At 39.9% G+C, this 16,406-nt stretch carries 14 protein-coding genes, 1 tRNA gene, 1 other RNA gene and 2 pseudogenes; 11 read left to right on the top strand and 7 right to left on the bottom strand.

Annotated features, from left to right (window positions below):
• Positions 1-77 precede the first annotated feature (77 nt).
• From ACOEN1_RS12700 to ACOEN1_RS12685, 4 genes are all read right to left on the bottom strand, one after another.
• Entirely contained in the window at positions 78-1,532 is a 1,455-nt protein-coding gene (locus ACOEN1_RS12700) for a nicotinate phosphoribosyltransferase (protein WP_422487275.1), read from the bottom strand.
• 880 nt (positions 1,533-2,412) lie between these two features.
• Positions 2,413-2,670 carry a FeoC-like transcriptional regulator gene (locus ACOEN1_RS12695; RefSeq protein WP_422487274.1) on the bottom strand — a complete coding sequence of 86 codons (258 nt, stop codon included), beginning with the start codon at positions 2,668-2,670 and terminating at the stop codon, positions 2,413-2,415.
• A 12-nt stretch (positions 2,671-2,682) separates the two neighbouring features.
• Positions 2,683-4,668 (bottom strand): ferrous iron transport protein B, encoded by a 1,986-nt coding sequence (gene feoB, locus ACOEN1_RS12690; RefSeq protein WP_422487273.1) that lies wholly within the window; start codon positions 4,666-4,668, stop codon positions 2,683-2,685.
• A 49-nt stretch (positions 4,669-4,717) separates the two neighbouring features.
• Positions 4,718-4,936, bottom strand: coding sequence for a FeoA family protein (locus tag ACOEN1_RS12685; protein WP_422487272.1), 219 nt, complete (start codon positions 4,934-4,936; stop codon positions 4,718-4,720).
• A 239-nt stretch (positions 4,937-5,175) separates the two neighbouring features.
• Here ACOEN1_RS12685 and ACOEN1_RS12680 point away from each other — a divergent pair, with 239 nt between their 5' ends.
• From ACOEN1_RS12680 to clpB, 7 genes and pseudogenes are all read left to right on the top strand, one after another.
• On the top strand, positions 5,176-5,424 hold the full coding sequence (locus ACOEN1_RS12680; protein WP_422487271.1) for a cation transporter: 249 nt from the start codon (positions 5,176-5,178) through the stop codon (positions 5,422-5,424).
• Positions 5,425-5,439: 15 nt separating this feature from the next.
• A pseudogene (locus tag ACOEN1_RS12675) lies at positions 5,440-5,571 on the top strand (heavy-metal-associated domain-containing protein); the annotation flags it as partial.
• A 132-nt stretch (positions 5,572-5,703) separates the two neighbouring features.
• On the top strand, positions 5,704-7,542 hold the full coding sequence (locus ACOEN1_RS12670) for a copper-translocating P-type ATPase (protein ID WP_422487276.1): 1,839 nt from the start codon (positions 5,704-5,706) through the stop codon (positions 7,540-7,542).
• Positions 7,543-7,558: 16 nt separating this feature from the next.
• Entirely contained in the window at positions 7,559-7,765 is a 207-nt protein-coding gene (locus tag ACOEN1_RS12665; RefSeq protein WP_422487270.1) for a heavy-metal-associated domain-containing protein, read from the top strand.
• Between the two features lie 12 nt (positions 7,766-7,777).
• Entirely contained in the window at positions 7,778-8,047 is a 270-nt protein-coding gene (locus tag ACOEN1_RS12660; RefSeq protein WP_422487269.1) for a metal-sensing transcriptional repressor, read from the top strand.
• Positions 8,048-8,205: 158 nt separating this feature from the next.
• The gene (locus ACOEN1_RS12655; RefSeq protein WP_422487268.1) at positions 8,206-9,144 is read left to right on the top strand and encodes a DnaJ C-terminal domain-containing protein; all 939 of its coding nucleotides are present in this window, start codon (positions 8,206-8,208) and stop codon (positions 9,142-9,144) included.
• A 14-nt stretch (positions 9,145-9,158) separates the two neighbouring features.
• Positions 9,159-11,732: an ATP-dependent chaperone ClpB gene (gene clpB / locus ACOEN1_RS12650; protein ID WP_422487267.1), complete on the top strand. Its 2,574-nt coding sequence runs from the start codon at positions 9,159-9,161 to the stop codon at positions 11,730-11,732.
• Between the two features lie 140 nt (positions 11,733-11,872).
• On the opposite strand, the gene ACOEN1_RS12645 is transcribed toward clpB, so the two are convergent.
• The 3 genes from ACOEN1_RS12645 to ACOEN1_RS12635 form a co-directional block, all read right to left on the bottom strand.
• Complete coding sequence (locus ACOEN1_RS12645) at positions 11,873-12,463, bottom strand: 5' nucleotidase, NT5C type (protein ID WP_422487266.1); 591 nt, start codon at positions 12,461-12,463, stop codon at positions 11,873-11,875.
• A 148-nt stretch (positions 12,464-12,611) separates the two neighbouring features.
• Positions 12,612-12,878, bottom strand: an RNA gene (gene ffs / locus ACOEN1_RS12640) — signal recognition particle sRNA large type.
• A gap of 13 nt (positions 12,879-12,891) precedes the next feature.
• A tRNA-Ser gene (locus ACOEN1_RS12635) sits at positions 12,892-12,983 on the bottom strand.
• A 169-nt stretch (positions 12,984-13,152) separates the two neighbouring features.
• Here ACOEN1_RS12635 and ACOEN1_RS12630 point away from each other — a divergent pair.
• From ACOEN1_RS12630 to recR, 4 genes and pseudogenes are all read left to right on the top strand, one after another.
• Positions 13,153-13,341 (top strand): annotated as a pseudogene (locus ACOEN1_RS12630) (SelT/SelW/SelH family protein); the annotation flags it as partial.
• Positions 13,342-13,578: 237 nt separating this feature from the next.
• The gene (gene dnaX, locus ACOEN1_RS12625) at positions 13,579-15,240 is read left to right on the top strand and encodes a DNA polymerase III subunit gamma/tau (RefSeq protein WP_422487265.1); all 1,662 of its coding nucleotides are present in this window, start codon (positions 13,579-13,581) and stop codon (positions 15,238-15,240) included.
• A 14-nt stretch (positions 15,241-15,254) separates the two neighbouring features.
• Positions 15,255-15,590 (top strand): YbaB/EbfC family nucleoid-associated protein, encoded by a 336-nt coding sequence (locus tag ACOEN1_RS12620; protein WP_422487264.1) that lies wholly within the window; start codon positions 15,255-15,257, stop codon positions 15,588-15,590.
• 19 nt (positions 15,591-15,609) lie between these two features.
• A complete protein-coding gene (gene recR / locus ACOEN1_RS12615; protein ID WP_422487263.1) occupies positions 15,610-16,209 on the top strand; it encodes a recombination mediator RecR in 600 nt (199 codons plus the stop codon).
• Positions 16,210-16,406 lie beyond the last annotated feature (197 nt).

Below are 16,406 nucleotides of genomic sequence, written 5' to 3'. Positions count from 1 at the left end.
AAAAGCCCAGAATCTTACGGGTTCTCTTCATTTTTTGTTTGTGAGGGTAAAATCGGTCATTTCCCGATTACCCCTTTTTACTTGTGACTAACAAGCATTTGATCTTTTATGTTCCAAAGCTCCTGTGACAGGTCCACAAAGTACTCGTGGGGTCTTTCAAATCTCTTAACCTCATCCCATAGATTTTCTATTTCGGATCTGCAGAAATCTCTTATTTGATGAACATCGGGACCTTGATAGACACACTTTCCTTTTTCAAACAGCTGAACAAGCAGTGGCCTTGTATAATAATCTCTAAGTGTCTTTCTCTTCCAGGTAAATAGTGGGTGGAAAATCTCGTACGAACCATCATCTGAGATTTTCTCATCGTGGAGAGTTATTACATCTGCAAGAGGTGTGTCTGTTTTTCTGTCATAGAATCTATAAATCTGTTTGAAGCCTGGTGTAGTAATTTTTTCTACATTATTGCTAATTTTTATCTTAGGGAGGATATCACCATCTTCTTCAACGGCGACAAGTTTGTATACCCCACCAAATATTGGCTCTGATTTAGCTGTAATAAGCCTTTCACCAACTCCAAAGTTATCAATCTGTGCACCCTGAGTAATAAGATCTTTGATTACAAATTCGTCAAGACTACTGGATGCCATTATTTTAACATCGGTATAACCAGCTTCATCCAGCATCTTTCTGGCTTCTTTTGAAAGATAGGCTATATCACCACTGTCAATCCTGATTCCCTTTGGCCTAAAGCCCCTGGGAAGGATTTCTTCATCAAATACTCTAATGGCATTTGGGATGCCGGTTTTCAATGTGTTATAGGTATCCACAAGAAGTGTGCAGCTTTGGGGATAGGTTCTCGCATAGGCTCTGAAAGATTCCAGTTCGTTGGGGAATATCTGCACCCAGCTATGGGCCATTGTTCCAAGAGCGGGGATTCCGAAATCCCTGTCCACAATGGTGCTGGAGGTTCCAATACAACCTCCAATATAAGCAGCTCGGGCTCCCTGAATTGCTCCATTATAGCCTTGAGCTCTTCTTGATCCAAACTCAATAACGTTTCTTCCATCTGCAGCCCTAACAATTCTGTTAGCCTTTGTAGCTATCAATGATTGATGGTTAATGGTTAATAGAATCATGGTTTCAACCAGCTGAGCCTGAACAACTGGTCCTCTTACAATTACCAAGGGCTCTCTTGGGAATATGGGTGTACCTTCAGGAATTGCCCAAACGTCACATACAAAATTGAAATCTCTAAGATAATCAAGGAAATTTTCGCTAAAAATCTCTTTACTTCTAAAAAACTCAAGATCTTCCTCATCAAAGCTCAAGGTCTTAAGATAGTCAATCAGCTGCTCAACACCTGCCATTATTGCATACCCTCCATCGTCAGGTATTGATCTGAAAAACATATCGAAATAAGCAATGGTATCCCTCATTCCATTTTCCAGATAGCCGTTTGCCATAGTGAACTCGTAGTAATCTGCCAACATGGTTAGATTCTTCTTATCGGTCCAATCAAATTTATTCATGGTTTCTCTCCCTTTTTTGTATATTATGTATATTATAGCAAGTTTTCAGTCCTCTTTGGGGATAATATGAAAAACTATATTATTATTCAAAAAAGATCAAAAAAAATCGAAAGGTTCATCCTTTTTCATGGGGATAAACCTTTCATTTTAAATAGGACTCTGAATAACTGCTCCAACATGAACTTATTGGTTCAATCACTTATTCTTAAACACTCCTTAATTTAAGCTACAGAGGATTAAACTCTAATCTTGCAACCTAATAAGTTATTTAGTTGTTACATTTCTTTAACCATTAAGGTTACTTTCTGCGGTTTATCGGGATACCACAAATCCCTGTTACAGGTACTTCTTTTACTACGTTTTTACCAACTACTCTACTACTTTTCTTTTACCATCATACTTGCATAAACTAACTTAACCTGGAATCTTACAACAGTAATACTTTAATAGGTGTAGCAACTTACATCTAAAATCTTCTACATCTTAAACTTGCTCTACATTACTATCTTTTCTTACTTTGCCAACTTCCTACAGCTTGTTTCATTTAGCTTCTACAACAGTAACTTCGAAATAGGTGTAGCTTGTGAATTCAGATTTTACCTGAATTCTTATCAATACTTTGCTTTGTTACTTGAATCTTTCCAGGTTCAATAAACTTTTACAACCTATTGATTGAATTTTTTGTTGGATGCAGTTATCAAAGTCCCATAAAACCATATAATAAATCTTGCTTCACGGAAGCAGTGAGTTAATATATGATTTGTAGTTATATTATACCCACATATATTTTTTTAAACATCAAATTAATAAAAAATTTTGCAAAAAAAAGCAGGTAAGATATAAAATGGCTAAACCTGCTAATTTATAAATAAAAATATTTTTAGGAGTTTATTTTGTCTTCGCCCTTCTTTGTAAGACTAAGCATTTTAAGTGGAATAGTATTACAACTGGATACAGAACATCCTGAACATTTTGTCTCACAAGTTGGTGAACCAAGATCCTCATCAAGATATCCCATTCTTACAAGGGTTCTGATCATGTCCTCCAGGACATTCTCAGATACACCTAGATTTTTTGAAATCTGTTGCTTTGAATAAACTTTTGCATCTTTGATTTCCTTCAATACTTCCTTAAGCATATAAAATCCTCCTTAAAAGCCCATCAAAGAACCAATCTGATAAACGATTACTGCAAGTACCCAAGCCAGTACAAATGGATAAATGACCATAAATGCTGCCCATTTATAAGAGTTGGTTTCTTTTTTGACTGTTGCAATGACAGCTGCACATGGGGTATATAGCAATGTCATAACAAGGAATGATACCGCTGACAGGGTAGTGAATGAACCTTGAATTGCAGCAACAAGTTCTGAGCCTTCACTAACTCCGGCATAAACCATTCCAAGTACTGCAACAACAGCTTCCTTGGCAGCTATACCAGCAAAAAGACTGACTGATGCCTGCCATGTTCCAAAGCCTGCAGGTGCAAATAAAGGAGCGATAAATGTACCAATCCTACCCAGGATGCTTTCCTGTGAATAAGGCTCAACGCCTACTGGAAGGACTGAAAGTACCCATAGAAGAGCCACTACTGCAAAGATGACAGTTCCTGCTCGTTTTATAAAATCCCATACTTTTTCCCACATATCCCTTACAACACTTGAAGGGGAAGGAAGTCTGTAGGGCGGAAGCTCCATTATAAAGTGTGAAGATTCTCCCTTGAAAAGTGTCTTGCTAAATATTTTAGCCATCAACAATGCCATTGCAATTCCCAGAGCGTAAATTAAAAACAATACCAGTCCGCCATTGTTGGGGAAAAATGCTGCTATAAATACCAGATAAATTGGCAACCTTGCTCCGCATGACATAAATGGGTTGATTAAAATTGCAATCATTCTATCCTTTTTGTTTTCCAATGTCCTTGTAGCCATAATTCCAGGTACGTTACATCCAAAACCCACTATCATTGATATAAAGGTTTTCCCATGAAGTCCTACTGCTCTCATGACTCCATCCATGATGTAGGCTGCTCTTGCCATGTATCCCGTATCTTCAAGTATTGCAAGGAAGAAGTACAAGACCATAATAAGTGGAACAAAGACAAGGACTGCACCTACACCGCCAATAAATCCTTCAATTACAAAAGACACCAACCAGTCAGGTGAGCCGAGGGATACAAGTAATCCCTCAACCACAACTCCAAAATATTCAATAGCTGTCTCAACATATCCGCCGAGAAAATCTGAGCCAATCACAAAAGTAAGCTGGAAGACAAGATACATTATCAGACCAAAAATTGGTAGTCCAAATAGTCTGCTGGTAAGAACCTTGTCAATTTTGTCAGTTGTAGTAACAATCTCCTCTGCAGGTTTCTCTACACATCTTTTTGTAATCCCGTTGACATAAGCATATCGTTTGTCCACTATATCTAACTCGTAATCTACATTATTTGATTTTAGTGTGTGTAGATGTTCTTTAACGGTATTCATTCCATCTACGATTGACATCATTTCAGGGTCACTTTCAAGAAGCTTAAGAGCCATCCAACCAGTAGGATAGGGAAGAGACTCTTCTTTAAGCAAATCTCTTAAATTTAAGATTTCATTATCTATTTCATTGCCATAAGTAAATACTATTTGCTTGGGTTTTTGAGAAATCACCTCAACTGTGCTTTCAATAAGTTCACCTATACCCTTTTTCCTGGCAGCAATTGTCGATATTACAGGGACCCCCAAAGCTTCAGAAAGAGCTTCGGTGGATATCTTTATTTTTTTTAACTCTGCTTCATCCATCATGTTTAATGCTACAATGACATTTGCACCCATTTCAAGGAGTTGGGTTGTAAGATAGAGATTCCTCTCAATATTAGTTGCATCTACGACATTTATTACTACATCGGGCTTTCCCTTCACAATAAAGTCCCTTGCCACAAGTTCATCTTCTGAATATGCACCAAGGCTATATGTACCAGGAAGGTCCACGACATTATAAACGGCTCCCTTATGCTTAAAGGAGCCTTCTTTTTTTTCTACAGTAACTCCCGGCCAATTACCAACATGCTGGTTTGATCCGGTAAGCACATTAAATAATGTGGTTTTCCCGCTGTTGGGATTACCCACCAATGCTATGGTCTGCATGAATTGTGTCCTCCTCGTTGAAATTGATTATCAACTAAAAACAAAAAAATTACTCCTTCTCCACTTCAATATGTGAAGCAAGGCCTCTACCAATTGCAAGCTTGTGACCTGACATAGAGATTATTATCGGTCCAAAATCATTCTTAACCATTTTCAACTCAGCTCCACTGTTAAGACCTAATTCATAAAGTCTTTTTCTGGCATGACCTCCGCCAACTACTTGTTTTATTCTGCACTTGTCATTCTTCTTAATTCCTGAAAGTACCATAGTGCAATTCAACACCTTTCTATGTAAATTACTGGAATGTCTTGATAACTATTATCATTTGTATCTCATATATAGAATATTACATTTCCTACAAGAATGCAAGGTTTTTTTGATGATAATACAAAAATGGATTATATGGCATGGAATCCCTATTATAGAGTGTTGACAAGTCAGTCCGGGGATGTTATTATTGAAGTATACACAGACCCCCGGGGAGGGGGTAAAGAAAGGATGATACCATGGCTAACAAAAGGCTAACTGTTGATGTTGTCGGAATGACATGCGCAGCCTGCTCAGCCAGGATAGAGAAGTCCCTGTCCAAGGTTGAAGGTGTTGCTCAGGCAAATGTCAACCTATCCACAAACAAGGCAACAGTAAGATATGATGAAGAAAAAGTTCACAAGAATGATATAGTCAATACAATAAAGAAGACAGGCTATGACGTACCTCCAGAGAAGAGAACTCTTCTTGTTGAAGGTATGACCTGAAGCTCCTGTTCAGCCAGGGTGGAGAAAGCCCTAAACAAACTGGAAGGAGTAACATCAGCTAATGTAAACATATCCACAAACAAGGCGGTGGTGGAATTTCCATCAGGCCTATTTGAAGATTCCCAGTTTATTGAAGCAATAAGGAGTGCGGGATACAAGGCTGAAGTTGAAAAGGAAGCATCTTCAGACAAGGAAAAGGAACGTCGGGAAAAGGAAATAAAGTCACTTAAGAGATCATTTATAATATCAGCGATATTGACATTGCCATTGTTCATTGCAATGTTTTATCACATGGCAGGAGAGATGAACATCCTTACCAATGGATATTTCCAATGGGCACTTGCAACACCCGTACAGTTTATAATAGGTTATAGATTTTACAGCGGTGCTTACAAGTCACTAAGAGGTGGGGGAGCCAACATGGATGTTCTGATTGCAATGGGAACATCGGCAGCGTACTTCTACAGTGTCTATAATGTTTTTACAGGTGTACACGAATACTATTTCGAAGCAGCTGCAGTAATAATCACCCTGATACTTCTTGGCAAAACCTTTGAAGCAGTAGCCAAAGGAAAGACATCGGAAGCCATCAAGAAATTGATGGGCCTACAGCCAAAGACTGCAAGGATTTTCAAGGATGGCGAAGAAGTGGAAGTTGCAATTGAGAATCTTCAGGTGGGAGATATAATTATTGTAAAGCCCGGCGAAAAGGTGCCGGTCGATGGTGTAATCGTCCAGGGAAGCTCATCTCTTGATGAATCCATGATAACCGGTGAAAGCATGCCGGTTGATAAAGGGGAAGGAGATCAGGTAGTTGGTGCTACCATAAACAAATTTGGATCCTTCAGATTTGAAGCGAGAAAAATCGGCAAGGACACCGTTCTATCTCAAATCATAAAGCTGGTTGAAGATGCCCAGGGTTCTAAAGCTCCTGTTCAGAGACTGGCAGATAAGATATCCGGGATATTTGTACCTGTTGTTATAGTAATTGCATTGATTACATTCCTTGCATTCAATTTTATTGATAGTTTCAATACAGGTCTTATCAATGCTGTGGCAATACTTGTAATCGCATGTCCCTGTGCTCTTGGCCTAGCTACACCAACAGCCATTATGGTCGGTACAGGCAAGGGCGCAGAAAATGGAATCCTGATCAAGTCAGGAGAACATCTTGAAAGTGCCCATAAGATGGATGCAATAATATTTGACAAAACCGGTACCATAACAAAAGGAAAGCCGGATGTAACTGACATAGTTGTATTTGAAGGATCACAGGAAGAAATCCTAAGAACAGCTGCATCAGTTGAAAAGACTTCAGAGCATCCACTGGGAGAGGCCATAGTGAGGAGAGCCGAGGAAGATGGATTAAAGCTTAAGGAAGCGGAAAGCTTCTCAGCAGTTCCCGGAAAAGGTCTTCAGGCCAAGTTTGAAAAAAAGGAAGTATTAATAGGAAACAGGAAGCTTATGATTGAGAACAATGTAGATGTTTCAAGCAAGGAAGAAGAAATCAAAAAGCTTGAAATGGAAGGCAAGACTGCCATGCTTGTAGCTGTGGACAAGAAGTTTTCAGGAATAATCGCAGTGGCAGATGGGATCAAGGAGACTTCACAGGCAGCCATTAGGGAGCTTCAGAACATGGGACTGCAGGTTTATATGATTACCGGTGACAACGAAAGGACTGCAAAGGCCATAGCCTCTCAGGTAGGTATAAAAAATGTATTGGCAGATGTACTTCCCGAGGACAAGGCAAGTGAGGTTGAAAAGCTGAAATCACAGGGTATTCATGTTGGAATGGTAGGAGACGGTATAAACGACGCTCCTGCATTGGCAGCAGCTGATGTTGGATTTGCAATAGGTACAGGTACAGATGTAGCAATGGAGGCAGCAGACATAACACTTATGAGAGGAGACCTTGAAGGCGTTGTTACAGCCATAAGGTTGAGCCACAGAACAATGAGGACAATAAAGCAGAACCTGTTCTGGGCATTCTTCTACAATACACTTGGTATTCCATTTGCAGCGCTTGGATTTCTGAATCCAATGGTTGCAGGTGCGGCGATGGCATTTAGTTCAGTATCAGTTGTTTCAAACTCGTTAAGGTTAAGAAATTTTAAATAAACAGGAGGAGACTATAATGAAAAAAATGATGATGGTGGAAGGTATGACTTGTGGACATTGTGAGATGGCAGTAAAGAAGTCACTTTCAGGAGTTGACGGAGTTCAGGATGTAGTTGTGGACCTTTCAACTGGCAAAGTTGAGGTAGAGGGAGATAATCTACAGGACAATCTTCTTATAGAGGCTGTTGATGATGCAGGCTATGAAGTCAAAGAAATAGAATAGGAGATGACGAATGTGAACCAGGGGAAGGAAACTTCACTAAAAAAGCTTAAGACAGCAAGAGGCCAGGTGGACGGAATTATCAGAATGATAGAAGAGGATAGGTATTGTGTGGATATCTCAACACAAATCCTTTCCATTATCGGTCTATTGAAGAAGGCAAATATTGACGTGCTGAATGGTCACATCAGAACCTGCGTGGCAGATGCCATTCTTGAAGGTGAGGATCAGGGAGAAGAGAAAATAAATGAGATAATAACAATTATAGACAAGTATATCAAATAAGGACGACCCTGCCGGGTATCATTAATACGGCAGGGTTGATTTTTTTCTAAAGCAGGGTATATTAGTATTGAAATTCTTACATAAATTTAATATAATATAATCAACAAAGGTCAAAGAAGGTCAGATGGATAGAGACCAGTTGGGATGGAGATGATTTTATGGAATATAAAGATTATTATAAGATTCTGGAAGTGGACAAGTCTGCAAGCCAGGATGAAATAAAAAAATCATATAGGAAGCTTGCAAAGAAGTATCACCCGGATTTACATCCAAATGATGATATAGCACAGGAAAAGTTCAAGGAAGTCAACGAAGCATACGAGGTCCTCGGTGATGAAAATAAGAGAAAGCAATTCGACCAAATTGGACAGTACGGTTTTTCAAATGGTCAGCAATTCGATCCTTCTCAATTTGGTTTTGGAAATTTTGGTGGCGGAACCCAGTATACCTATACATCTGATGATGGTACGGACTTCTCTGATTTCTTCAATCTGATATTTGGAGGAGCAGGTGGAAGGGGAGGCTTTGACATGGGAGACATGTTCGGTGCAAGATCAAGCGCAGGGTCTCGAAGAGCTCCCAGACAATCCTATGAATCAGAACTCACCATTTCAATTGAAGAAGCATACAATGGAGTTTCCAGGGAAGTGTCCCTTAATATGGGAGGAGTCACCAAGAAGATGACTGTAAAGGTACCAAAGGGAATCACCTCTGGAAAGAAAATCAAGGTCAAGGGTGACAAATGGGGAATTGATGGAGATATCCTGTTTAAGATAAACATCAAAGAATCCAAGGATATGAGGCTTGAAGGACTGGATATTATTAAGAGAGTCCCAGTTCTTCCTTGGGAAGCAGCTCTGGGAGAAAAAGTAGTGGTCCAGACCCTAAGCGGCAAAATCAAGGTAGACATTCCAGAGGGATTAACAAGTGGTACAAGAATGAGACTTCCCGGAAAAGGCTTTGTGGATTTAAAGAAGAACAAGGGGGATCTCTACATTGAACTTCTGATTGTAAATCCACCAGAATTAAGTGAGAAAGAGAAAAAATTATACAAGAAACTTAAAGAAGAAGTTAAATACAATCCAAGAAAAGAGTAACAGGAGGAATAGGGATGGATTTAAACAAATTCACTCAAAAAAGTATAGAGGCAGTACAGGAATCCCAGAACATAGCGATGGAACTGGGAAATCCTGAGCTATCAGAAATTCATATGCACGCAGCCCTTTTAAGAAGTAATGAGGGGCTTATACCCAGAGTTCTTTCAATTATGGGGATAGATTCCTTAGAAATAAGAAAAGCTGTGGATAAAAAACTGGAAAAGCTTCCAAAACAGACGGGAGGGAGTATCTATCCAGGAAGGTCATATTCAAAACTGCTAGTTGATGCTGAAGAGGAAACAAAGAAATTCAAGGACGAGTATGTTGGTGTTGAACACCTTTATCTTGCTCTTTTATCCTCAAAGGGAACCCATTCAGGAGACATATTTAAGGAATATGGAATTACAAGAGAGGAATTTCTTCAATCCCTTATGAAAGTCAGAGGAAGTCAAACAATAACATCAGACAATCCCGAGGAGACTTACGAAGCTCTTGAAAGATTCGGTAGGGACCTGGTCCAGGAAGCAAGAAAGGGAAAGATGGATCCGGTAATTGGAAGAGATTCTGAAGTAAGAAATGTGATAAGGATTCTTTCCAGAAGAACTAAAAACAACCCAGTTCTAATTGGCGACCCTGGGGTTGGAAAGACGGCCATAGTCGAAGGGCTGGCCCAAAGAATTGTAAACGGTGACGTCCCGGAAGGACTTAAGGATAAAACAATATTTGCACTGGATATGGGAGCACTTGTAGCGGGAGCAAAATACCGAGGTGAGTTTGAGGAAAGACTTAAAGCTGTACTTTCTGAAATTCAAAAATCAGAAGGGAGAATCTTGCTCTTTATAGATGAACTTCACAATATTGTTGGAGCAGGAAAGGCCGAAGGCTCAATGGATGCAGGAAATCTATTGAAGCCAATGCTTGCAAGAGGAGAACTTCATACAATCGGAGCTACAACCCTCGATGAGTATAGAAAATATATTGAGAAGGATGCCGCCCTTGAAAGAAGATTCCAGAAAGTCCTTGTAAATGAACCTACAGTTGAGGATACCATATCAATACTCCGAGGACTGAAGGAAAAATATGAGATACACCATGGAATAAGAATTTCCGATGGTTCAGTAATTGCAGCAGCAACGCTTTCAGACAGATATATTTCTGATAGATTCCTGCCGGATAAGGCAATAGATCTTATGGATGAAGCTTCAGCCATGATTAGGACAGAAATAGACTCGATGCCAGTGGAGATAGATCAAGTGAGAAGAAGAGTTTTGCAGCTGGAGATAGAAAGAGAAGCCTTAAAAAAAGAGACTGACGAAGGCTCCAAAATGAGACTTGAGAAGCTTGAAAAAGAACTTGCAGAGCTTAAGGAAGAGTTCGATCTTCTAAAGGCACAGTGGGAAGAAGAAAAAAAGGAAATATCTGCTGAGAAGGATATTAAAGAGGAGATAGACAAGGTTAAAAGAGAAATAGAAGAGGCAGAGAGGAATTATGACCTTGAGAAACTTTCGCAACTTAAGTATGGAACACTTGTTGATTTGGAAAAAAGACTAAAAGAAGCACAGGACAAGGAACGTGTTGAGGGAAGGCTATTAAAGGAAGAAGTGACTGAAGAGGAAATCGCGGAAGTAGTTGCCAAGTGGACAGGAATTCCAACTACAAAGCTTCTGGCAACAGAAAGAGAAAAATTGCTGGGTCTCCCTGAAATACTCCACAGAAGGGTTATCGGGCAGGATGAGGCAGTTGATTCTGTTGTGGATGCAGTTCTTCGTGCGAGAGCAGGTCTCAAGGATATAAACAGGCCAGTAGGTAGCTTTGTATTTCTCGGACCAACTGGTGTAGGAAAAACAGAGCTTTCCAAGGCTCTAACTGAAACATTGTTTGATGATGAGAAGAATATAATCAGAATTGATATGAGTGAATATATGGAGAAGCATTCCGTATCTAGGCTTGTGGGAGCTCCGCCAGGATACGTAGGATACGATGAAGGAGGTCAGCTGACAGAGGCTGTAAGAAGAAAACCATACTCAGTGATTCTCTTTGATGAGATAGAAAAGGCTCACCCGGATGTATTCAATATTTTGCTTCAAGTACTTGATGATGGAAGGCTTACTGACAATCAGGGTAGAACGGTTGATTTTAAAAACACTGTTATTATCATGACATCTAATATTGGATCAGAGTATTTGCTTGAAGGGTTGGGTGAGGATGGAACCATTGAAGACTCTACAAGGGACAGAGTTATGAGCCAGATGAGAATGACCTTTAGACCTGAGTTTTTAAACCGTATTGACGAGGTAGTCCTCTTTAAGCCTCTTCAAAGAAAAGAGATATTCAAGATCATTGATCTTCAGATTTCTGAAATCGAAAAGAGACTTAAGGATAGAAATATCAACATTAGTGTAACGGAAGCAGCAAAAGAGAATATACTTGCAAGATCTTACTCTATCCAATACGGAGCAAGGCCTGTTAAAAGGTTCCTTCAAAAGGAAATAGAGACTAGAATTTCAAGACAGATTATCAAGGGGACCTTAAAGGATGGAGATAGTATCCTCATCGATTCAGAAAACGGAGAATTGCTGATAGGATGACTTGATTAGAATCTCCAGCTTGCAGAAGTAAGCCGGAACTTTTTGATATTTCACTATGGAGTAAAACAATAAGCAAGAAAGGTGTATCCAACATGTGAATACACCTTTCTTGCTTATTGTGTTGTTTGATCTATATAAAATCATGCAATGTAGGGGGCTAATTTTTGTTTTCTCAAATTGATTGTTTCAATCTCTTCGTGCACATCAAGCCAGCTGGTAACTCTTGTAATTCCTGGTATAAGAGGCTTTCTGTTGTAGCTGCAGTCCATAAGCAGCACTTGGAAACCTGACAGTGCCAGTTCAACTGCGTTTTCGTATCTGTCCTCAACAAATACATCGCAATCCAGCTCTTTTGCCTTATCTACCTTGTAATGGGAACCTAGCATATGAAGATCCATTTCTGGGAAACCATGATTTCTGAGCCACTGGACTGTAATGTCTCTAGTGACTGTTTCCCTTGCTGTGACATAGGATATATCATGTTGCATAAAAAGTTTCCACAGTACAAGATCTGCATACTTCCTGGGTCTTGCTTCGCCATGGAGCTCCTTCCAGTGAAGTCTGTAAAACTCCTGATAGGCTTCTCTCGACACATTCAATACATGGTGGATATCATATTCCTTTACTTGATATGGCTTGACGCTGGCATCAAAGTATCTGTTGGCTGCATTGAGCCAGTAATATGCTTCTGTAATTGTTCCATCAATATCGATACATAAATTCAAACTCATTTTTTTCATCCCTCCTTGTTTTATATCTAAAGTATAAGCCATTAATGTGAACACAGAATCAAGAAAAGGATAAGATTATGTTAAACATATAGATTATTTTGCACAAAAAAACAACTCTGGAATCTCCAGAGTTGTTTTTGTTATGTAGCCGTGCACCCAGCTTTGTCAATCTTGCTCCGAGCGTTACCCGAACAGTTAACTCGGGCCAGGCTGACCCACGGCACACGAAAAATTTCACTTATCGCTGCTTCCTTCCGGACCTGACGAGGTTCATGAGTTTCCGTTGCGTGGGACCCAACCGTCGACGCCACTTTTCCGAGGCAGACCTCACAGCAAAGATGCCTAAGCTGGGAATTCAACCCTGCTATAGCGGGTTGCAGGTAACAGGGCACCGCTACCTCCCCATCTAGCACGGCAAAATGTTCCAATGGCGGAGAGAGAGGGATTCGAACCCTCGAGACGAGTAAACGCCTACACGATTTCCAGTCGTGCGCCTTCGACCAGACTCAGCCATCTCTCCTTGTTATCCACAGAAGTATATTATAGACCATTTTCGAGTCAATGTCAACCAACAGGAGGTTTAGATTCAACACTTCAGGGTAGAATTAGAAGAAGAGAATACAAGGAGAGTGAATACTATGAAGAAAAAACTATCAATTGAATATTGCACTTCCTGAGGATATTTAGATAGAGCAGTTGCTCTGGCAGAGAATATTCTTAACCAAAACAAGAACAAGGTTTCTGAGCTCGTAATCATTCCGTCACAAGGTGGAGTGTTTGAGATTAAGGTGAATGATAAGTTGCTATTTTCCAAAGCTGAGCTAGGAAGATTTCCAGAAGAAGGAGAAGCTGAAAATCTTGTTAAGGAAGCCATTTAATGAGGGTCCCTCCGGGCCCTTTTGTTTTGTTAATTTAAAGGTCGAGAATGCTGGTATAATTCAGCGAAAACATATCGAAATCAAATTATGTAAAAGTATCATAAACTGAATCAATTCATAAAAAACGACAAAAATTTTCGCTTCGTTGAAACGCTTTTGAATGTTTTTTGCATTATAGCAAAAAACTACAATGAAATCATGTTATAATAATAGATATTATACAGATAGGGTGATTCCATGTATCAGGCATTATACAGACAATACAGACCTAGGACATTCGATGAAATTTTAGGTCAAACTCATATAACCAAGATATTAAAGAACCAGATAAAAAAAGATAATATTGGTCATGCATATCTGTTCTCAGGCACAAGGGGAACCGGTAAGACTTCTGCTGCAAAGGTTTTTTCCAGAGCAGTAAACTGTCTCAATCCACAAGATGGGAACCCATGCAATGAATGTGCGATTTGCAAGGGAATTCTCGATGAGAGCCTGATGGATGTCATTGAGATGGATGCTGCTAGCAATAGGAAAATAGAGGATATAAGAGAGTTGAAGGAAAAGGTGATTTATCCTCCTTCAAAGGCTAGATTCAAGGTCTACATAATAGACGAGGTTCATATGCTTACAAATGAAGCATTCAATGCTCTTCTAAAGACACTTGAAGAGCCTCCAAAGCATCTATTGTTCCTTCTTGCCACAACAGAACCGGAGCGTCTTCCTCAGACCATACTATCAAGATGTCAACGTTTTGATTTCAAGCGGCTGTCATCTGACGACATGATATATGGAATGAAAAATATAACAGACAAGCTGGGGATAGAAGTTGAGGATAAAGTGCTTCAACTTATAGCAAAGAATTCTGACGGAGCGATGAGAGATGCATTAAGTCTTCTGGATCAATGCATAGCATTTGAGGGTGATTCAGTATCATATGACGATGCAATAAATATACTGGGTATAGCAAATGTTGACCTGGTCTTTGAGTTGGTGGATTCCATAAAATCAGAGAGCACAGAAAAAGCTCTTCGAATGGTGGATCACATGATCCAGGAAGGAAAGGATATTTCACAATTTCTAAAGGACATGATACATCATTACAGAAATCTTATGATTTCAAAGACATCAAAAAATCCTGAAACTCTTATTGAGTGGGGTGAGGTTGGTCAGTATAAAGATCAGTCTGATGAGATGGAACTACATTATCTTATGTCCAGCCTTGAGGTTCTGACATCTTCAGAAACATCAATGAAGTGGTCAATGCAACCTAGGATTATTCTTGAAATGGCAGTAATAAGACTAGTTAACCTTAAAAATGAATTATCTCTGGAGGAACGGGTAAAAAGACTTGAGGAAGGAATATCAGCAGCACCGATTAAAAAAGAAGTTGCTGCTACAGCAAAACCAAATCCGAAACCACTAGAGAAAAAGCCTGAACCTAAGATTGAAAAGCCTTTAGAACAAAAGAGCTCGGAAGACAACAAAAAACCGGTCCCTGAAAAGGATCAATCATCGGAGCCAAAAGGTTATTTAACCCTTGAAGGGGTAAGAAATTCATGGGCAAAGGTCATGCAGATTATAAAGTCCAGAAAAATAAACATATATGCCCTTGTAATGGAGGGAGAAGTTTCACAACTTCAGGGAAACAGAATAACACTATCATACAAGGATGGATTTGAATTTCACAAGGATGCAGTAAACTCAAATCAGAACAAGGAATTTCTGGAAGAAATTCTTACAGAATTTTTTGGACAGAAAATAGAACTTCTTGTTATAATGAAGGGGTGCGAAATGCCTATTTCCGGAAGTGGGAAGCAGGAAGGTGAAAAGTCTGCCAAGGATGAGACAGTAAATAAGGTCCTGGATTTCTTTGGCGAAGATATTGTTGAGATAAAATAAGGAGGAGATTTAAGATGGCAAAAGGCGGATACCCTGGAATGGGTGGAAATATGAATAATATGATGAAGCAAATGCAGAAAATGCAAAAGAAAATGGAAGAGGTTCAGGCGCAGGTTGATGCAACTGAATTGGAAGCTACATCAGGTGGAGGAGCAGTCAAGGTAGTTGTAAACGGGAAAAGAGAAGTCCTTGATATTAGTATAGATCAATCAGTTGTAGACCCTGAGGATGTTGAAATGCTTCAGGACCTTGTTATGGCTGCTGTTAATGAAGCTTTGAGAAAGGCAGAAGAGTTTTCCAGCAAAGAGATGAGCAAGGTAACTGGAGGATTGAACATTCCGGGAATGTAGTACAATTGGAGGATAAAAGATGGATTATTATGCATTGCCAATCGCAAATTTAGTGGACCAGTTCTCTAAGCTTCCGGGAATTGGACGAAAGACTGCCCAGAGATTGGCATTTTATGTGCTGGAGATGGACCAACAGGAGGCAGAGAGACTTTCGGCAGCCATATTGGAGGCCAAGGAAAAAATCGGTTTCTGCCAGGTCTGTGGAAATCTCACAGATAAGCCAATTTGTAATATCTGTAGCAGCCATAACAGGGATAAATCAGTTATATGTGCTGTTCAAGGTCCAAGGGATATAGTAGCCATGGAAAGAAGCAAGGAGTACAAGGGTTTGTACCATGTACTTCACGGGACTATTTCTCCCATGGAGAATATCGGACCTCAGGATATAAGAATCAAGGAGCTGCTGCAAAGACTGGGCGATGAAGAGGTAAAAGAAGTGGTTATCGCTACAAATCCCACAGTTGAGGGAGAAGCTACAGCTATGTACATTTCAAAGCTTATTAAGCCACTTGGAGTCAAGGTGACTAGAATAGCACATGGAATCCCAGTTGGAGGAGATCTTGAATACTTCGATGAGGTGACCCTGGCCCGAGCAATGGACAATAGAAGGGAAATGTAGAGTAAAAAATTGTTGGTGTCCCTATCTAATAATCCTCTTCCGCCAATCTAAATGTTCTTCCGCCAGCGGAAATGTTCTTCCAAAACTATCAGGAGTAAGCGCATAAACAGCGCCTACTCCTTTTTCAGTGCGCCCGGCATGGGTGCAATCTAACGGGTGAAAGTCCCCAGTGCGGGTTGATAGTGCCAAGCACATAG

It is taken from the genome of Gudongella sp. DL1XJH-153, assembly GCF_049310905.1.
Taxonomy (GTDB): Bacteria; Bacillota; Clostridia; order Tissierellales; family Tissierellaceae; genus Gudongella.
Note: the sequence above shows the minus strand (reverse complement) of the source record. Positions and strands in the feature narration are given on the sequence as shown.